We start from the raw sequence: 14,268 nt of genomic DNA on the forward strand, positions 1-14,268 counted from the left end.
GCTCTGAAGTCGTATCGTCTCGACAGCAGCATTTAAGGCCAAGGAGTGTGCATGGCGGGTCCCGGATTGAAAGTGCTGATGGCCGTGAGCGCCATGGCGTTGCTCACCGCATGCGGCGACAAGAAACCTGCTCAGGAATACTTGCCACGGGTCTTTGTGCAAGAGGTCGAACCGGCCAACTACGCCGCCGCGGTGACCCTCACCGGTGATGTGCAGGCGCGGGTGCAGACCCAGTTGTCATTCCGCGTCGGCGGCAAGATCATCCAGCGCATGGTCGATGTCGGCGACCGCGTCACGGCCAAGCAGGTGCTGGCCAAACTTGATCCGAAAGATCTGCAGACCAACGTCGATTCCGCTCAGGCCCAGGTCGTCGCCGAACAGGCCCGCGTGAAGCAAGCGGCAGCCGCTTTCGTGCGTCAGCAAAAACTCCTGCCCAAGGGCTACACCAGCCAGAGCGAATACGATTCGGCACAAGCCGCGCTGCGCAGCAGCCAGAGCGCATTGAGCGCGGCGCAGGCGCAGCTGGCCAACGCCAAGGACCAGCTCAGCTACACCGCACTGATCGCCGATGCACCCGGGGTGATCACCGAGCGCCAGGCCGAAGTCGGCCAAGTGGTGCAGGCCACCGCGCCGATTTTCAGCCTCGCCCGCGATGGCGACCGCGACGCGGTGTTCAATGTCTACGAATCGCTGCTGGCCGAGCGGCCGTCCGATCGCTCGATCGTGGTCAGCCTGCTCGACAACCCCGAGATCAAAACCACCGGTACCGTGCGTGAGATCACGCCATCGGTGTCGGCGCAATCGGGCACCGTGCAGGTCAAGGTCAGCCTCGACAAGCTGCCGCCGGGCATGCAGCTCGGTTCGGTGGTCAGTGCCACCGCCAAGGGCACCGGCAAATCGGCGGTGGAACTGCCCTGGTCGGCGCTGACGAAAAACATCAGCGACCCGGCGGTATGGCTGGTCGATGACAAGGGCGAGGCGCAGTTGCATACGGTCACGGTCGGTCGCTACCTGACCGGCAAAGTGATCATCAGCGAAGGTCTCAAGGGCGGCGAGAAAGTCATTGTCGCCGGCGGCCAGTTGCTGCACCCCGGCATGAAAGTCGAGATTGCCGAAAACACCTACAAGGATCTGCAACCGGGAGCGCAGCCATGAAGCGCCTCGGCCTGTTGTGCATGGCGCTGCTGCTGGGCGCTTGTTCGGAAAAGGAAACGCCGCCGGAACCGGTACGTCCGGTGCTGTCGGTCACGGTCAAAGCGCTCAACGAAGAAAGCCTCGGGCGCTTTGCCGGCAGCATTCAGGCGCGTTACGAGAGCAACACCGGTTTCCGCGTCGGTGGACGCATCGCCAGTCGCAACGTCGATGTCGGCGCCGAGGTGCAGAAGGGCACGTTGCTTGCCACTCTCGACCCATCCGACCAGCAGAACCAGTTGCGTTCGGCGCAGGGCGATCTGGCGAGAATCCAGGCGCAACTGATCAACGCCCAGGCCAATGCACGTCGTCAGCAAGCGCTGTTCGATCGCGGCGTCGGTGCGCAGGCGCAACTGGACGTCGCCAACACCGATCTGAAAACCACTCAGGCCTCGCTTGATCAGGCACGCGCGGCGGTCAGCCAGAGCAAGGATCAACTGAGCTACACCGAGCTGCGCTCCGATCACAAAGCTGTGGTCACCGCGTGGAACGCCGAAGCCGGGCAAGTGGTGACCGCTGGGCAACAAGTGGTGACGCTGGCACAACCGGACATCAAGGAAGCGGTGATCGACCTGCCTGATACGCTGGTCGATCAGTTGCCCAGCGACGTGGTGTTCTCGGTGGCTGCGCAACTCGACCCGAGCATCAACACCACGGCGATCATTCGCGAAATCGAACCCCAGGCGCAAAGCGCCACACGCACCCGCCGCGCGCGCCTGACCCTGTCGGATACGCCGGACGGTTTCCGCCTCGGCACCGCGATCAGCGTGACCCTTAGCTCGGCGATCAAACCGCGCATCGAACTGCCGCTGACGGCGTTGCAGGAAATCGACGGCAAAACCCGCATCTGGGTGATCGATACGCAAAACAAAACCGTCAACCCGCGCGACGTCAGCGTGGTCAGCCGTGGCGACAACAGCGTGGTGCTGGCCGGTGGCGTGCAGAATGGCGAGCGCGTGGTCAGCGCCGGCGTCAACAGTCTCAAACCCGGACAATCGGTAAAACTTGACGAGGACAGTCAATGAAAGGCTCTTTCAACCTCTCCGAATGGGCCCTCAAGCACCAGTCTTTCGTGTGGTACCTGATGTTCGTCGGGCTGCTGATGGGGGTGTTCTCGTACTTCAATCTCGGCCGCGAAGAAGACCCGTCCTTCACCATCAAGACCATGGTGATCCAGACCAAATGGCCCGGCGCGACCCAGGAAGAAACCCTCAAGCAGGTCACCGACCGCATCGAGAAAAAACTCGAAGAGCTCGATTCTCTCGACTATGTGAAAAGCTACACCCGCCCCGGCGAATCGACGGTGTACGTGTACCTGCGCGACACCACCAGCGCTGAGGACATCCCGCAAATCTGGTACCAGGTGCGCAAGAAGATCGACGACATTCGCGGCCAGTTTCCCCAGGGCATTCAGGGGCCGGGGTTCAACGATGAGTTCGGTGACGTGTACGGCTCGGTCTACGCCTTCACCGCCGACGGCCTGACCATGCGCCAGTTGCGCGATTACGTGGAACAGGCGCGCGCCGAAATTCGCAGCGTGCCGGGGCTGGGCAAGATCGAAATGGTCGGCCAGCAGGACGAAACGATTTACCTGAACTTCTCCACGCGCAAACTCGCCGCACTGGGTATCGACCAGCGCCAAGTGGTGCAGAGCCTGCAATCGCAGAACGCAGTGACTCCGGCCGGGGTGATCGAGGCGGGGCCGGAGCGGATCTCCGTGCGCACCTCGGGCCAGTTCGAGTCGGAGAAGGATCTGGCCGAGGTCAATCTCAAACTCAACGATCGCTTCTATCGTCTGGCCGACATCGCCGAGATCAGCCGTGGCTACGTCGATCCGGCGACACCGGAATTCCGCTTCGACGGAAAACCGGCGATCGGCCTGGCGATTGCCATGCAGAAGGGCGGCAACGTTCAGGAATTCGGTAAGGCGCTGCACGAGCGCATCGACCAGCTCACCGCTGACTTGCCGGTCGGCGTCGGCGTGCACACCGTTTCCGATCAGGCGGTGGTGGTGGAAGAGGCCGTCGGCGGTTTCACCAGCGCGCTGTTCGAAGCGGTCATCATCGTGCTGGTGGTGAGCTTCATCAGCCTCGGCGTGCGCGCCGGTCTGGTGGTGGCCTGCTCGATTCCGCTGGTGCTGGCGATGGTGTTTGTGTTCATGGAATACAGCGGAATCACCATGCAGCGGATTTCCCTCGGCGCGCTGATCATCGCCCTCGGCCTGCTGGTGGACGATGCGATGATCACCGTGGAGATGATGGTTACGCGCCTGGAAATGGGCGAGAGCAAGGAGCAGGCGGCGACGTTCGCCTACACCTCGACGGCGTTCCCAATGCTCACCGGTACGCTGGTGACTGTCGCCGGTTTTGTGCCCATCGGCCTCAACGCCAGTTCGGCGGGTGAATATACCTTCACGTTGTTCGCGGTGATTGCCGTGGCGATGATCGTCTCGTGGGTGGTCGCGGTGTTCTTCGCACCAGTGATTGGCGTGCATATTCTCAGCGACAAGGTAAAGGCCCATGACGCCGAGCCGGGTCGCGTTGGCCGGGCGTTCAATGGCGGTCTGTTGTGGGCCATGCGTAATCGCTGGTGGGCGATCGGCGTCACCGTGCTGCTGTTCGTACTGGCGGTGTTCTGCATGCGTTTCGTGCAGAACCAGTTCTTCCCCGCTTCCGACCGCCCGGAAATTCTGGTCGACCTGAACCTGCCGCAAAACGCCTCGATCGACGAAACCCGCAAAGCGGTGGACAAGCTCGAAGCGACGCTCAAGGGCGACCCGGACATCGTGCGCTGGAGCACTTACATCGGTCAGGGCGCGATTCGTTTCTACCTGCCGCTGGATCAGCAATTGCAGAACCCGTACTACGCGCAGCTGGTGATCGTCAGCAAGGACTTCGAAGCCCGCGAGGCCCTCAGCCAGCGCTTGCGCGAGCGCCTGCACAAGGACTTCGTCGGCATCGGCAGTTACGTGCAGGCCCTGGAAATGGGCCCGCCGGTGGGGCGTCCGATTCAGTATCGAGTTAGCGGCAAAGATGTCGATCAGGTGCGCAAACACGCCATCGACCTGGCCACTGAACTGGACAAGAACCCGCACATCGGCGAGATCATCTACGACTGGAACGAGCCGGGCAAAGTCCTGCGCATCGACATCGCCCAGGACAAGGCGCGGCAACTCGGGCTGTCCTCAGAAGATGTGGCCAACTTGATGAACAGCATTGTCAGCGGCTCGCCGTTGACCCAGGTCAATGACGACATCTACCTGATCAACGTGGTCGGTCGCGCTGTGGATTCCGAACGCGGCACGCCGGAAACCCTGCAGAACCTGCAGATCGTCACGCCGAGCGGCACCTCGATTCCGCTGCTGGCGTTCGCCACCGTGCGCTATGAACTGGAACAACCGCTAGTCTGGCGTCGCGACCGCTTGCCGACCATCACCATCAAGGCCTCGGTGCGCGACGAGATTCAGCCGACCGATCTGGTGAAATTGCTCAAGCCGTCGATCGACGCTTTTGCCTCGAAGCTGCCGGTCGGCTACAAGGTCGCCACCGGCGGTACGGTCGAGGAAAGCGGCAAGGCCCAGGGACCGATTGCCAAGGTGCTGCCGCTGATGCTGTTCCTCATGGCGACGTTCCTGATGATCCAATTGCACAGCGTGCAGAAGATGTTCCTGGTCGCCAGTGTCGCGCCGCTGGGGTTGATTGGTGTGGTCCTGGCGCTGGTGCCGACCGGCACGCCGATGGGCTTCGTGGCGATCCTCGGGATTCTCGCGCTGATCGGCATCATCATCCGCAACTCGGTGATTCTGGTGACGCAGATCGATGAGTTCGAGCAGAAAGGCTATGCGCCGTGGGACGCCGTGGTCGAAGCCACCGAACACCGGCGCCGGCCGATCCTGCTGACCGCAGCGGCAGCGAGCATGGGCATGATCCCGATCGCCCGCGAAGTGTTCTGGGGGCCGATGGCTTACGCAATGATTGGTGGCATCGTCGTGGCGACGCTGCTGACGCTGTTGTTTCTGCCGGCGCTGTATGTGGCCTGGTACAAGATTCGCGAACCGCAGAAGGATGAAAAGCCGGCGCAGTGAGCTAGCCCCTGCGATCTTTGGGAAAGGTCTGACTTACAGGGTGAGCGGACTGCGCTAACGTCCCTTCTTCATTCGAAGAGGGACGTGCCATGTCGACTGTTTCCGGCTGGTTACGCGGATGGTTGCTGCTCGCTGGCTTGAGCCTGTCGCCGGCAGTACTGGCCGAAGTGCTGCTGGAAAACCAGCTTTGGCGGGTGCAGGTCGATCCTGCGACGCTGGCGGTGCGCGTTGAAGCTGCCGGCGCTGCGCCGGTGCAGGCCTCGGCCGGTGTGCTGCGGCACAAGGTCAGCGACATGGTCAGGCGCGGCAATCGCATCGATTGGCAATGGGACGACGGGCGATGGTTGCTCAGTGTTGACTTGGACCAGCGTGACCTGACGTTTTCGATTACGGCTAACTCGCCCTCGCAAATCGAGTTTATTCATCAGCCCACCAGTGCAATGGGCCAGGCGCTGATCTGGCCGCTTGCCGAGGGGCGCTACGTGCCGCGCGGTGACCGGGTGTGGCAGAAGTTCCTGCTCGCGCAGGGCGCGCTCGATACCACCCAGGACTTGAGCCTGCCGCTTTGGGGGATGGAGTACGAGAAGTTCAGCCTGCACTGGTTGCTGACCAATCCTTACAACAACCAACTGCGCTTCAAGGCCAATGGCGATGCGCTGGGGCTGTCGGCCCGGCATCGATTTACTTCGCTTGAACCCTCAAAACCGCTGACCTTCAGCCTGTTTCTCGGCACTCTCGATCCCTTGGACGGGGCCAAACGCTACAAGCAGTGGCTCATTGAAAGCGATCAATATGAAACCTTGGCGAACAAGCTGATCAAGACCCCGCAAGCCGCCAAGCTGATCGGTGCCGCGCATGTCTATCTATGGGGCAACGACCTGCTCGGCCCTGACGATGTGCGCAACTGGCCGCTGCTGATTGCCCGGTTGCGCGGCTCGGGTGTGCTGGTCAGTGAACTTCGGGCAGCGATGGATCCTGAAGCGCTGCGGTTGCTCGCCAGCGAGACCGTACTCAATCGCTATCAACAGACTGTGATGCTGCGCAGTCTCAATCGCGCGCTGAACGTTCAGGCGCGCAAAACCTGGCAGGCGCGTGCGGTGCCGGACATGCAGGCGCTGGTCAACGGGTACGCTGAGGTGCGCGTGCAGCTGGCCGTTGTTCTGAAGGATACTTTGGCGCCTGATCCTGCGCGCTGGGGGCGCACCTTGTCGCGGCGAACCATTGAACGCTTGCAGAGCGCTGGACTTTCGCGTTTATGGCTTGGGCTCGGCGAGGGCTGGGAAGGTGGACTCTGGCACCCGGAGGCGGTGCGCGCCGCCGTCTCTGCGGGATATCTGATTGCCCCCTATGACTCCTACGAAACCGCGTTGCGCGAGGACGAAAATCCGGACTGGACCACCGCGCACCTCGGCGATCGGGCCAATACCAAGTGTGCGATCGTGGAGGAAAACGGTGCGCTGAAAAGCGGGTTTCAGCAGTCCGGTCACTATACCGATCCGCGATGTGTGCGACCGTTGCTTGAGCGGCGCATCGATGCAATCCAGAAGGTTGCCTGGTTCAACAGCTGGTTTCTCGATGCCTATGCCGCTGGGATGCTCTTTGACAGTTATCGTCCCGGCGCACCGATGACCCAGGCGCAGAATGCCGCGGGCAACGTCGGAGCATCGCGCTGGATCAACGAGGTGTTGCAGCTGCCGAGCGGCTCCGAGGATGGCAATGCCGCCACCGTTCAGGGGGTCTTGTTCGCACATGGCATGCAGACGCCAGTGATCGGCTGGGGCGATCGCGACATGCATCAGCCGGGCACAGCGGACTTTTTCGTCGGCCAATGGTACCCACCGGAGCAGCCTGCGGTGTTCTTCAAACCGACCCGATTGAAGGCTGACTACCGACGCGTTCATTTCGCCCCCGCCAGCCGTTTACCGCTGTATCAGGCGGTGTTCCACGGCTCTGTCATCACCAGTCATCACTGGTTGTTCGATAACCTGAAACTGAGCGACGTGCGGGTGGAAAACGAGCTCACGCAGTTGCTCTACAACGTACCGCCGCTGTACCACCTGAGTGCGGCCAGCCTTGATCAGCGCTTGCCGCTGATCGTGCGTCAGGATCGATTCTTTCGTCCGCTGCACGAACGTCTGGCGACGCAAGCGCTGACCGCTTTTGACTGGTTGAGCGAGGATCGCCTGGTCCAGCAGACGACGTTTGCCGACGGCACGCGACTGCTGGCCAATTTCGACGCCGCTCCACGCAATTGGCAGGGCCGGACGTTACCGGGACACAGCATGACTGCACTGTTGGCGGACGGCAGCGTCAACCGGTATCAGGTACAAGCGGCGCCCTGATTCAGACTTTGCGCCACACGCTCGCCAGCCACGGCTGCTGTTCGCGCGGCAAGCCCGCAGGCCGGTAGTAATGCTCCAGCTCGACAAACCCCGCCGCCGTCAGCAAGCCGCGCCAGGCCTCGAGATCGTGATACGAGCCATAGCGCGGCCCGTTCCAGCCCTCTTGGTTGTCGCCACGCGGATTGGAACTGAACAGCACGCCACCCGGTTTCAAGGTGCCGTGCAGTTGCCGTAGCACTTGCGGCAACACCTGCAACGGCACATGAAACAGCACGGCATTGGCGAAGATGCCGTCGAAGCGCTCGGCCGGCAGATCAAGCTTGAGAAAATCCTGCTGCCAGACTTCGCAACCGCTGTCCTGGCGGGCCATGCGCGCGAATTCCTGTGAGCCATCAAGGCCGATCGCGACGTGGCCCATGCGCGTGAAGGTTTGCAAATCCCGGCCCGGACCGCAGCCGAAATCGAGAATCGAGAAGGGTGCTTCACCGTGAATGTGGCGCAGCAAGGCCTCGATGTTCTGGCTGACATCGTGGTCGCGCGTGCCTTCGCGGAAATCCTCAGCCACCGAGTTGTAGTGACCGAGGGTAGTGGCGGTGATCTGTTCGAGGTCGCTGGGGGTTTGCTTCATGATCGGCGCTGTATTGGCGGTGTGAGGGCGGACTATAAGCTTTTTCACCGGCAAAAAAACGCCGCCTGCGCTGGGGCCAGTGCAGGCGGCGATGGGTGCCAGGTTTCAGTGCTGCTTGGCTCCCAGACAATCGATCGAGCGGTCCATCATCGCTTTGGCCATTTCCAGCAGATGCCAGACCGAGAACACCATGGCCCGATCCGCGCCCCCGAGCTGGTCACCGCATTGATGGACGGTCACCGAAGCGCAGCGCAGCAGATCGGCAACATACAGTTGGGCGTCCTCCAGCGTCACATCTTCGCTGATGCTGTAGACGCGTTTCTGTCCAGCCAACGTGACCTGATTGCCGGCCAGATGTGAGTCGACGGCGCGGCACAGTGCAGAGCGATCCTTGAGCAAATCCTCGGTGAACCGCTTGCTTGAGGTAAGGCTGAGTGGCGGATCGGCAAGTTTCTTTTCCATGGGTAAACTCCTGACTTCAAGTGGGAGCCAACCATTTCGCGACTAAACGAGCAGGACGGCGGCTGCACGCGGATCAGTTGCCGGCCGGACAACTGAATCCAGTCACCGCAAAACAGTGACGACCGGAGATTAGCTACAGGATATTTCGGGTACAAGCGGGCAAATTATTCTAGGAATCGTCCTGCAAACCCGCGTGCTTCGGGCTGGCGAAACGACAAAAGTGGTGTAGGAAGCATCTGATTTTTGCGAAGGGCGTTGCCCAAAATACTGCGATCACATGGGCCTGGTTGATGGCCACCTGCCGCCATCGACCTTAGCGCTTATTCAGCCCCCGCGCCAGCCTGTCGCCACCCAACTGAATCACCGCCACCAGCGCCACCAGCAAGACGATCACCGTCAACATGATCTGGCTATCGAAGCGCTGATAGCCGTAACGATAGGCGATATCCCCCAGCCCGCCCGCACCAATCGCGCCAGCCATGGCCGATGAGTTGATCATCGTCACCAGGGTGATGGTGAAACCGCCGACAATCCCCGGCAGCGCCTCGGGCAGCAGCACATGCCAGACGATGTGCCAGCGCCGGCAACCCATGGCCTGCGCGGCTTCGATCAGACCATGATCGACCTCGCGCAGACTCACTTCGGCGATCCGCGCGAAGAACGGCGTTGCGGCGATTGTCAGCGGCACCACAGCGGCCCACACGCCATAGGTGGTGCCGACGATCAGGCGGGTGAATGGAATCAGCGCGACCATCAGGATCAGGAACGGGATCGAGCGGAACAGATTGACGAAGGCGCCCAGCGCACGGTTCAACAGTGGCGCCTCATAGATCCCGCCCTTGTCGCTGGTGACCAGAATCACCGCCATGGGAATCCCCACCAGCAGCGCGATCAGCGACGACACGCCGACCATCAAAAAGGTGTCGATGAAACCCTGCAGCAAGCGATCAAACCACATAGCCCAATACCTCCACTCGTTGCGCCCATTGCCCGGCGCGTTCGCGCAATTGCTCGGCGCTGAACGCCGAACCGCTGACGGCCAGTAAAAGCTGCCCCAGCGCGTGTCCCTGAATTCGTTCGACGCCGCCCTGAAGCAGCTTCACTCGGCCACCCAATGCCGCAAACAACGCGGCCAGATCCGGCTCATCAGCGGCACTGCCGGTGAACTGCAAACGCAACACCACCGCTGCATTTGAAGCCGTTGATTGCGTCAGCAAACGACTCTGCAGTTCTTCCGGCAAGGCGTGTTGCAGCGGTGCGAGCAAGGTCTGGCTGACTGCGTGTTGCGGATTGCCGAACACTTGCCACACCGGGCCTTGTTCGACCACATGGCCGTGCTCGAGCACGACAACGCGGTCGCATATCTCGCGAATCACCGCCATCTCATGAGTGATCAGCACAATGGTCAGGCCCAGGCGTTTGTTGATCTCGCGCAGCAGGCCGAGGATCGACTGCGTGGTCTCCGGATCCAGCGCCGATGTCGCCTCATCGCAGAGCAGAATGTCCGGGTCATGCACCAGCGCACGGGCGATGCCGACACGCTGTTTCTGCCCGCCTGAGAGTTGCGCCGGGTACGCCTTGTGCTTGCTGTGCAGGCCGACCAGTTCGAGCAGTTCGCGAACCTTGTTGTCGCGCTGCTCCTTCGGCACGCCGGCGACTTTCAGCGGCAACTCGACGTTCTGCCAGACGGTCTTGGCCGACATCAGATTGAAGTGCTGGAAGATCATGCCGATGCGCCGGCGCAGGGCGACGAGGCGGTCTTCATCGAACTCGCCGATATCGACCTGATCGATCAACACCCGTCCTGAAGTCGGCTGTTCGAGACGATTGATCGTGCGAATCAGCGACGACTTGCCGGCGCCGCTACGGCCGATGATGCCGAACACTTCGCCGCGTTGAATCGCCAGGTCGATGCCCTGCAAGGCCGCGACCGGACCTTGTCGGCCGTTGTAGGTTTTGCCCACGCCAATAAAGCGTACGTGGGCGCGATTCAACTCGGGATGCAGCTCGGTTTTTTCAGCATTGTGTGGCTCTGGAAGCTCCAGTCGCCGTTGGATCGCTGCGGTCATGTTCAGCTTTCCCAACCGGCCTGATAGAGCTTGCCGTGGGCCTTGTCCAGTGCCGCGCGAACGGCCGGCGAATGCTGATAGATGTCGACGAACTTGATCAGGCGCGGGTCGGTTTTGCTCTTCGGCTGGATGACGAACTGGATCACGTATTCCTTGTGATCGAGACCGTCGAACAGCAGCGCCGAGCCGGCATCAAAGGTCTTCGCCAGACGGATGTAGGCTGGATAACCCTGGACCAGGTCGGCGTCGTCATAGGCGCGCACCAGCTGCACGGCTTCGACCTGAAGGATCCTGATCTTCTTCGGATTGGCGACGATGTCGTCCTCGGTGGCCTTGTAACCGACGCCCGGTTTCAGGGTGATCAAACCGGCCTTGGCGAGCAATTGCAGACCGCGACCGCTGTTGATCGGGTCGTTGGCGATGGCGACGCTGGCGCCTTCGGGCAGTTCATCGAAGCTTTTGTATTTCTTCGAATACAGGCCGACGTTGTTGATGATCCCAGGAGCGAATGGCACCAGATCGAAACCGGACGCGGCTTTGGCATTTTCCAGGAACGGGATGTGCTGGAAGTAATTCACGTCGATGTCGCCAGCGGCGAGGCTGACGTTGGGCGCGATCCAGTCGGTGAATTCCACCAGCTCGACTTTCAGGCCTTGTTTGGAAGCTTCCTCGACGGCGGCTTCCAGCGGAATGGCGAAAGCGGCGGTGGTGCCGATTTTCAACGGGGCGTCGGCAGCGAATAGCGCCGAGCTGAACAGGCCGAACGCCAGGGCCAGTGCTTTGACTGGGTGGGACAGGGTTTTTTTGGTCATGGTTGTTTTTCCAGTCAGTGCATGAATTTGTTGTGCCGGGGAGGGCCTCTTCGCGAGCAGGCTCGCTCCCACAGAGGCACGCATTTCAAATGTGGGAGCGAGCCTGCTCGCGAAGCTTCTGATGCCGGTACGAAGAGCCGGTATGTTGCTCAGGCAACTGCGCCTCGCCGTGAAACAACTTCTCGCGCAAGGTGCCGCTGTCATACGCAGTCTTGTACGAGCCGCGCCGCTGCAACTCGGGAATCACCAGTTCGATGAAATCGACATAGCTTTCCGGGGTGACGATGCGGGTCAGGTTGAAGCCGTCCAGACCGGTTTCGGCGATCCACGATTCGAGTTCATCCGCCACTTGCTCGGGCGAACCGACCACGGTGATGTAACGGCCGCCGAGGGCGTGCTGGTCGAGCAATTTGCGCCGGGTCCAGTCATTGTTCTGCAGGTTTTTTGTTGCCGATTGAATGGCGTTGCTCTTCACGTACTGGATCGGTTCGTCGATTTCGTACTGGGCAAAGTCGATGCCGGTAGACGCGGAAAAGTGCGCCACGCCGGCTTCGGCGCTGGCATAGCTGAGGTACTCGGCATGCTTGGCCCACGCCGCTTCTTCTGTGGCGCCAACGATCACGTTGAGGCCCATGAACACCTTGATGTCCTGAGGATTGCGCCCGGCTTCGACGGCGCTGGCGCGGACCTTGTCGACCTGCATTTTGGTCGATGGTTTGTTCTGGCCGCTGATGAACACGCACTCGGCATGGCGCCCGGCAAACAGCAAGCCGCGGTCGGAGCTACCGGCCTGAAACAGCACCGGCGTGCGCTGCGGTGATGGCTCGCAGAGGTGATAACCCTCGACCTGATAGAACTCGCCCTGGTGCTCGACCTTGTGCACTTTGTCCGGGTTGGCGTAGATGCGCTGCTCGCGATCGTTGCGCACCGCGCCGTTCTCCCAACTGCCTTCCCAGAGCTTGTACAAGACTTGCAGATATTCTTCGGCCTGGTCGTAGCGGCGGTCATGTTCGACCTGTTCGCGCAGGCCCATGGCTTTGGCGGCGCTGTCCAGGTAACCGGTGACGATGTTCCAGCCGACCCGGCCGCGACTCAGATGATCGAGCGTCGACATGCGTCGGGCGAACAGATACGGCGGCTCGTAAGTGAGATTGGCAGTCAGGCCAAAGCCGAGGTTTCTGGTGACGGCGGCCATTGCTGAAACCAGCAGCAGCGGATCGTTGACCGGCAACTGGATCGACTCTTTCAGCGTGACGTCCACCGAGTTCTGGTAGACGTCGTAGACGCCGACGATGTCAGCAATGAACAAGCCATCGAACAATCCACGCTCAAGCAACTGCGCCAGTTCGGTCCAGTACTCGATCGTGTTGTAGCGGGTCGAGGTGTCGCGCGGGTGCGTCCACAGGCCGTGATTGATGTGGCCGATGCAGTTCATGTTGAACGCGTTGAGCAGAATCTTCTTTCTCGCAGCAGTCATCAGATCGTCCCTCGCAGCGGAGGGTTTTCATCGTTGAGGTAGTAATTGCCCACGACGTGATATTTCCAGCGCACCGGGTCGTGCAGGGTGTGCACGCGCGCGTTGCGCCAGTGCCGGTCGAGGCCGTGTTCACTCAGCGTCGCCTGGCTGCCGGCCAGTTCGAACAGGGTGCTGCCAGCGGCGAGGGAAATTTCCGTGCTGATCGCCCGCGCTTCGGCGACTGCGATCGAGGCGGCGGCGACGGTTTCCGCGTTGGTGTCGGCTTGCGCGGCATCGAGGATTTCGCCGGCACGTTCGAGCAAGGCTTCGGTGGCGTGCAGCCGAATGCTCAAGTGGCCGAAACTCTTCAGCGTCAGCGGATCTTCGGTGGCCGTGTCGTTGCCGGAATCGATCCACGGACGGGTCTTGCTGCGCACGAAATGCAAGGCGTCTTCGTAAGCGGCGCGGGCAATGCCGGTGTCGATGGCGGCGTGGAGAATCTGCGCCAGCGGGCCGACCGTGGTCGGGCGTTCGAAAGCGCTCTGGAACGGCAGCACATCTTCAGCCGCTACATACACATCTTCGAACACCACCGAGCCACTGCCAGTGGTGCGCTGGCCGAAGCCGCTCCAGTCGTCGATTACCGTCAGGCCCTTGCTTTCGCGCGGTACGAAGACCAGTTGCTGCACGCCATTTTCATCGACCACTGAGGTCGGGATGCGCTGCGCGTAAATCGCCCCGGTCGAGTAGAACTTGCGACCGTTGATGCGATAACCAGCGCCGTCGCGTTCGAGGCTGGTGACGCGGTCGTGAGCGGTTCTGGTGCCCAGTTCCGCCAGCGCATTGCCGAAGCGCTGGCCGGCGAGGACCTCGGCGTACAGGCGCTTTTTCTGTTCATCGCTGCCATTCACGCGCAGCACTTCCAGTGCGTAGAAATGGTTCTGCGGAATCTGCCCGAGCGAGCCGTCCGCCTGCGCGATCAGGGCGATGACTTTGGCCAGGGTGACGTTGGAAACACCTGCGCCGCCATATTCTTTCGGCACGCTGATGCCCCACAGGCCGGAGCGGGAAAACACTTCCAGCTCGGCCAATGGCAGGCGGCGTTCGCGGTCGCGCAGGGCGCTGTCGCGTTTGAAATCTTCGGCCAGGTCGCTGGCGACGATCAGGGCTTGCTCATCGCTGGTGATGAGCGCGACGTGATGGGAAAGCGTCATAGGGGGTTCT

Annotated in this window: 11 protein-coding genes; 4 read left to right on the top strand and 7 right to left on the bottom strand. The window is 61.4% G+C overall.

What is annotated here, in order from left to right:
* Window positions 1–51 precede the first annotated feature (51 nt).
* From V8J63_RS11565 to V8J63_RS11580, 4 genes are all read left to right on the top strand, one after another.
* Window positions 52–1,155, top strand: coding sequence for an efflux RND transporter periplasmic adaptor subunit (locus V8J63_RS11565; RefSeq protein WP_024011162.1), 1,104 nt, complete (start codon window positions 52–54; stop codon window positions 1,153–1,155).
* A complete protein-coding gene (locus V8J63_RS11570) occupies window positions 1,152–2,216 on the top strand; it encodes an efflux RND transporter periplasmic adaptor subunit (protein ID WP_336464073.1) in 1,065 nt (354 codons plus the stop codon). Before V8J63_RS11565 ends, V8J63_RS11570 begins: the two co-directional genes overlap by 4 nt.
* Entirely contained in the window at window positions 2,213–5,275 is a 3,063-nt protein-coding gene (locus tag V8J63_RS11575; protein WP_016772213.1) for an efflux RND transporter permease subunit, read from the top strand. The genes V8J63_RS11570 and V8J63_RS11575 overlap by 4 nt, the downstream gene beginning before the upstream one ends.
* 89 nt (window positions 5,276–5,364) lie before the next feature.
* Entirely contained in the window at window positions 5,365–7,617 is a 2,253-nt protein-coding gene (locus tag V8J63_RS11580) for a glycoside hydrolase (RefSeq protein WP_336464074.1), read from the top strand.
* A gap of 1 nt (window position 7,618) precedes the next feature.
* Here the strand turns inward: V8J63_RS11580 and V8J63_RS11585 are convergent, their stop codons facing one another.
* The 7 genes from V8J63_RS11585 to V8J63_RS11615 form a co-directional block, all read right to left on the bottom strand.
* A complete protein-coding gene (locus V8J63_RS11585) occupies window positions 7,619–8,245 on the bottom strand; it encodes a class I SAM-dependent methyltransferase (protein WP_110602223.1) in 627 nt (208 codons plus the stop codon).
* Window positions 8,246–8,350: 105 nt separating this feature from the next.
* The gene (locus tag V8J63_RS11590; protein ID WP_016772210.1) at window positions 8,351–8,707 is read right to left on the bottom strand and encodes a DUF6124 family protein; all 357 of its coding nucleotides are present in this window, start codon (window positions 8,705–8,707) and stop codon (window positions 8,351–8,353) included.
* Window positions 8,708–9,020: 313 nt separating this feature from the next.
* Window positions 9,021–9,665, bottom strand: a complete 645-nt coding sequence (locus V8J63_RS11595) for a methionine ABC transporter permease (protein ID WP_039756400.1) — start codon at window positions 9,663–9,665, stop codon at window positions 9,021–9,023.
* Window positions 9,655–10,776, bottom strand: a complete 1,122-nt coding sequence (locus V8J63_RS11600; protein ID WP_130887593.1) for a methionine ABC transporter ATP-binding protein — start codon at window positions 10,774–10,776, stop codon at window positions 9,655–9,657. The genes V8J63_RS11595 and V8J63_RS11600 overlap by 11 nt, the downstream gene beginning before the upstream one ends.
* A gap of 2 nt (window positions 10,777–10,778) precedes the next feature.
* Complete coding sequence (locus V8J63_RS11605) at window positions 10,779–11,588, bottom strand: MetQ/NlpA family ABC transporter substrate-binding protein (RefSeq protein ID WP_130902959.1); 810 nt, start codon at window positions 11,586–11,588, stop codon at window positions 10,779–10,781.
* 85 nt (window positions 11,589–11,673) lie between these two features.
* Window positions 11,674–13,065, bottom strand: coding sequence for an LLM class flavin-dependent oxidoreductase (locus V8J63_RS11610; RefSeq protein WP_336464075.1), 1,392 nt, complete (start codon window positions 13,063–13,065; stop codon window positions 11,674–11,676).
* Window positions 13,065–14,258 carry an SfnB family sulfur acquisition oxidoreductase gene (locus V8J63_RS11615; protein WP_336464076.1) on the bottom strand — a complete coding sequence of 398 codons (1,194 nt, stop codon included), beginning with the start codon at window positions 14,256–14,258 and terminating at the stop codon, window positions 13,065–13,067. Before V8J63_RS11615 ends, V8J63_RS11610 begins: the two co-directional genes overlap by 1 nt.
* Between the last annotated feature and the right edge of the window lie 10 nt (window positions 14,259–14,268).

It is taken from the genome of Pseudomonas sp. CCNWLW23, from assembly GCF_037095675.1.
Classification (GTDB): Bacteria; Pseudomonadota; Gammaproteobacteria; order Pseudomonadales; family Pseudomonadaceae; genus Aquipseudomonas; species Aquipseudomonas atacamensis.

Excerpts from the sequence above, each read along its gene's own strand:
- V8J63_RS11565 (WP_024011162.1), top strand. The coding sequence starts at position 52 with ATGGCGGGTCCCGGATTGAAAGTGCTGATGGCCGTGAGCGCCATGGCG.
- V8J63_RS11570 (WP_336464073.1), top strand. The coding sequence starts at position 1,152 with ATGAAGCGCCTCGGCCTGTTGTGCATGGCGCTGCTGCTGGGCGCTTGT.
- V8J63_RS11575 (WP_016772213.1), top strand. The coding sequence starts at position 2,213 with ATGAAAGGCTCTTTCAACCTCTCCGAATGGGCCCTCAAGCACCAGTCT.
- V8J63_RS11580 (WP_336464074.1), top strand. The coding sequence starts at position 5,365 with ATGTCGACTGTTTCCGGCTGGTTACGCGGATGGTTGCTGCTCGCTGGC.
- V8J63_RS11585 (WP_110602223.1), bottom strand. The coding sequence starts at position 8,245 with ATGAAGCAAACCCCCAGCGACCTCGAACAGATCACCGCCACTACCCTC.
- V8J63_RS11590 (WP_016772210.1), bottom strand. The coding sequence starts at position 8,707 with ATGGAAAAGAAACTTGCCGATCCGCCACTCAGCCTTACCTCAAGCAAG.
- V8J63_RS11595 (WP_039756400.1), bottom strand. The coding sequence starts at position 9,665 with ATGTGGTTTGATCGCTTGCTGCAGGGTTTCATCGACACCTTTTTGATG.
- V8J63_RS11600 (WP_130887593.1), bottom strand. The coding sequence starts at position 10,776 with ATGACCGCAGCGATCCAACGGCGACTGGAGCTTCCAGAGCCACACAAT.
- V8J63_RS11605 (WP_130902959.1), bottom strand. The coding sequence starts at position 11,588 with ATGACCAAAAAAACCCTGTCCCACCCAGTCAAAGCACTGGCCCTGGCG.
- V8J63_RS11610 (WP_336464075.1), bottom strand. The coding sequence starts at position 13,065 with ATGACTGCTGCGAGAAAGAAGATTCTGCTCAACGCGTTCAACATGAAC.
- V8J63_RS11615 (WP_336464076.1), bottom strand. The coding sequence starts at position 14,258 with ATGACGCTTTCCCATCACGTCGCGCTCATCACCAGCGATGAGCAAGCC.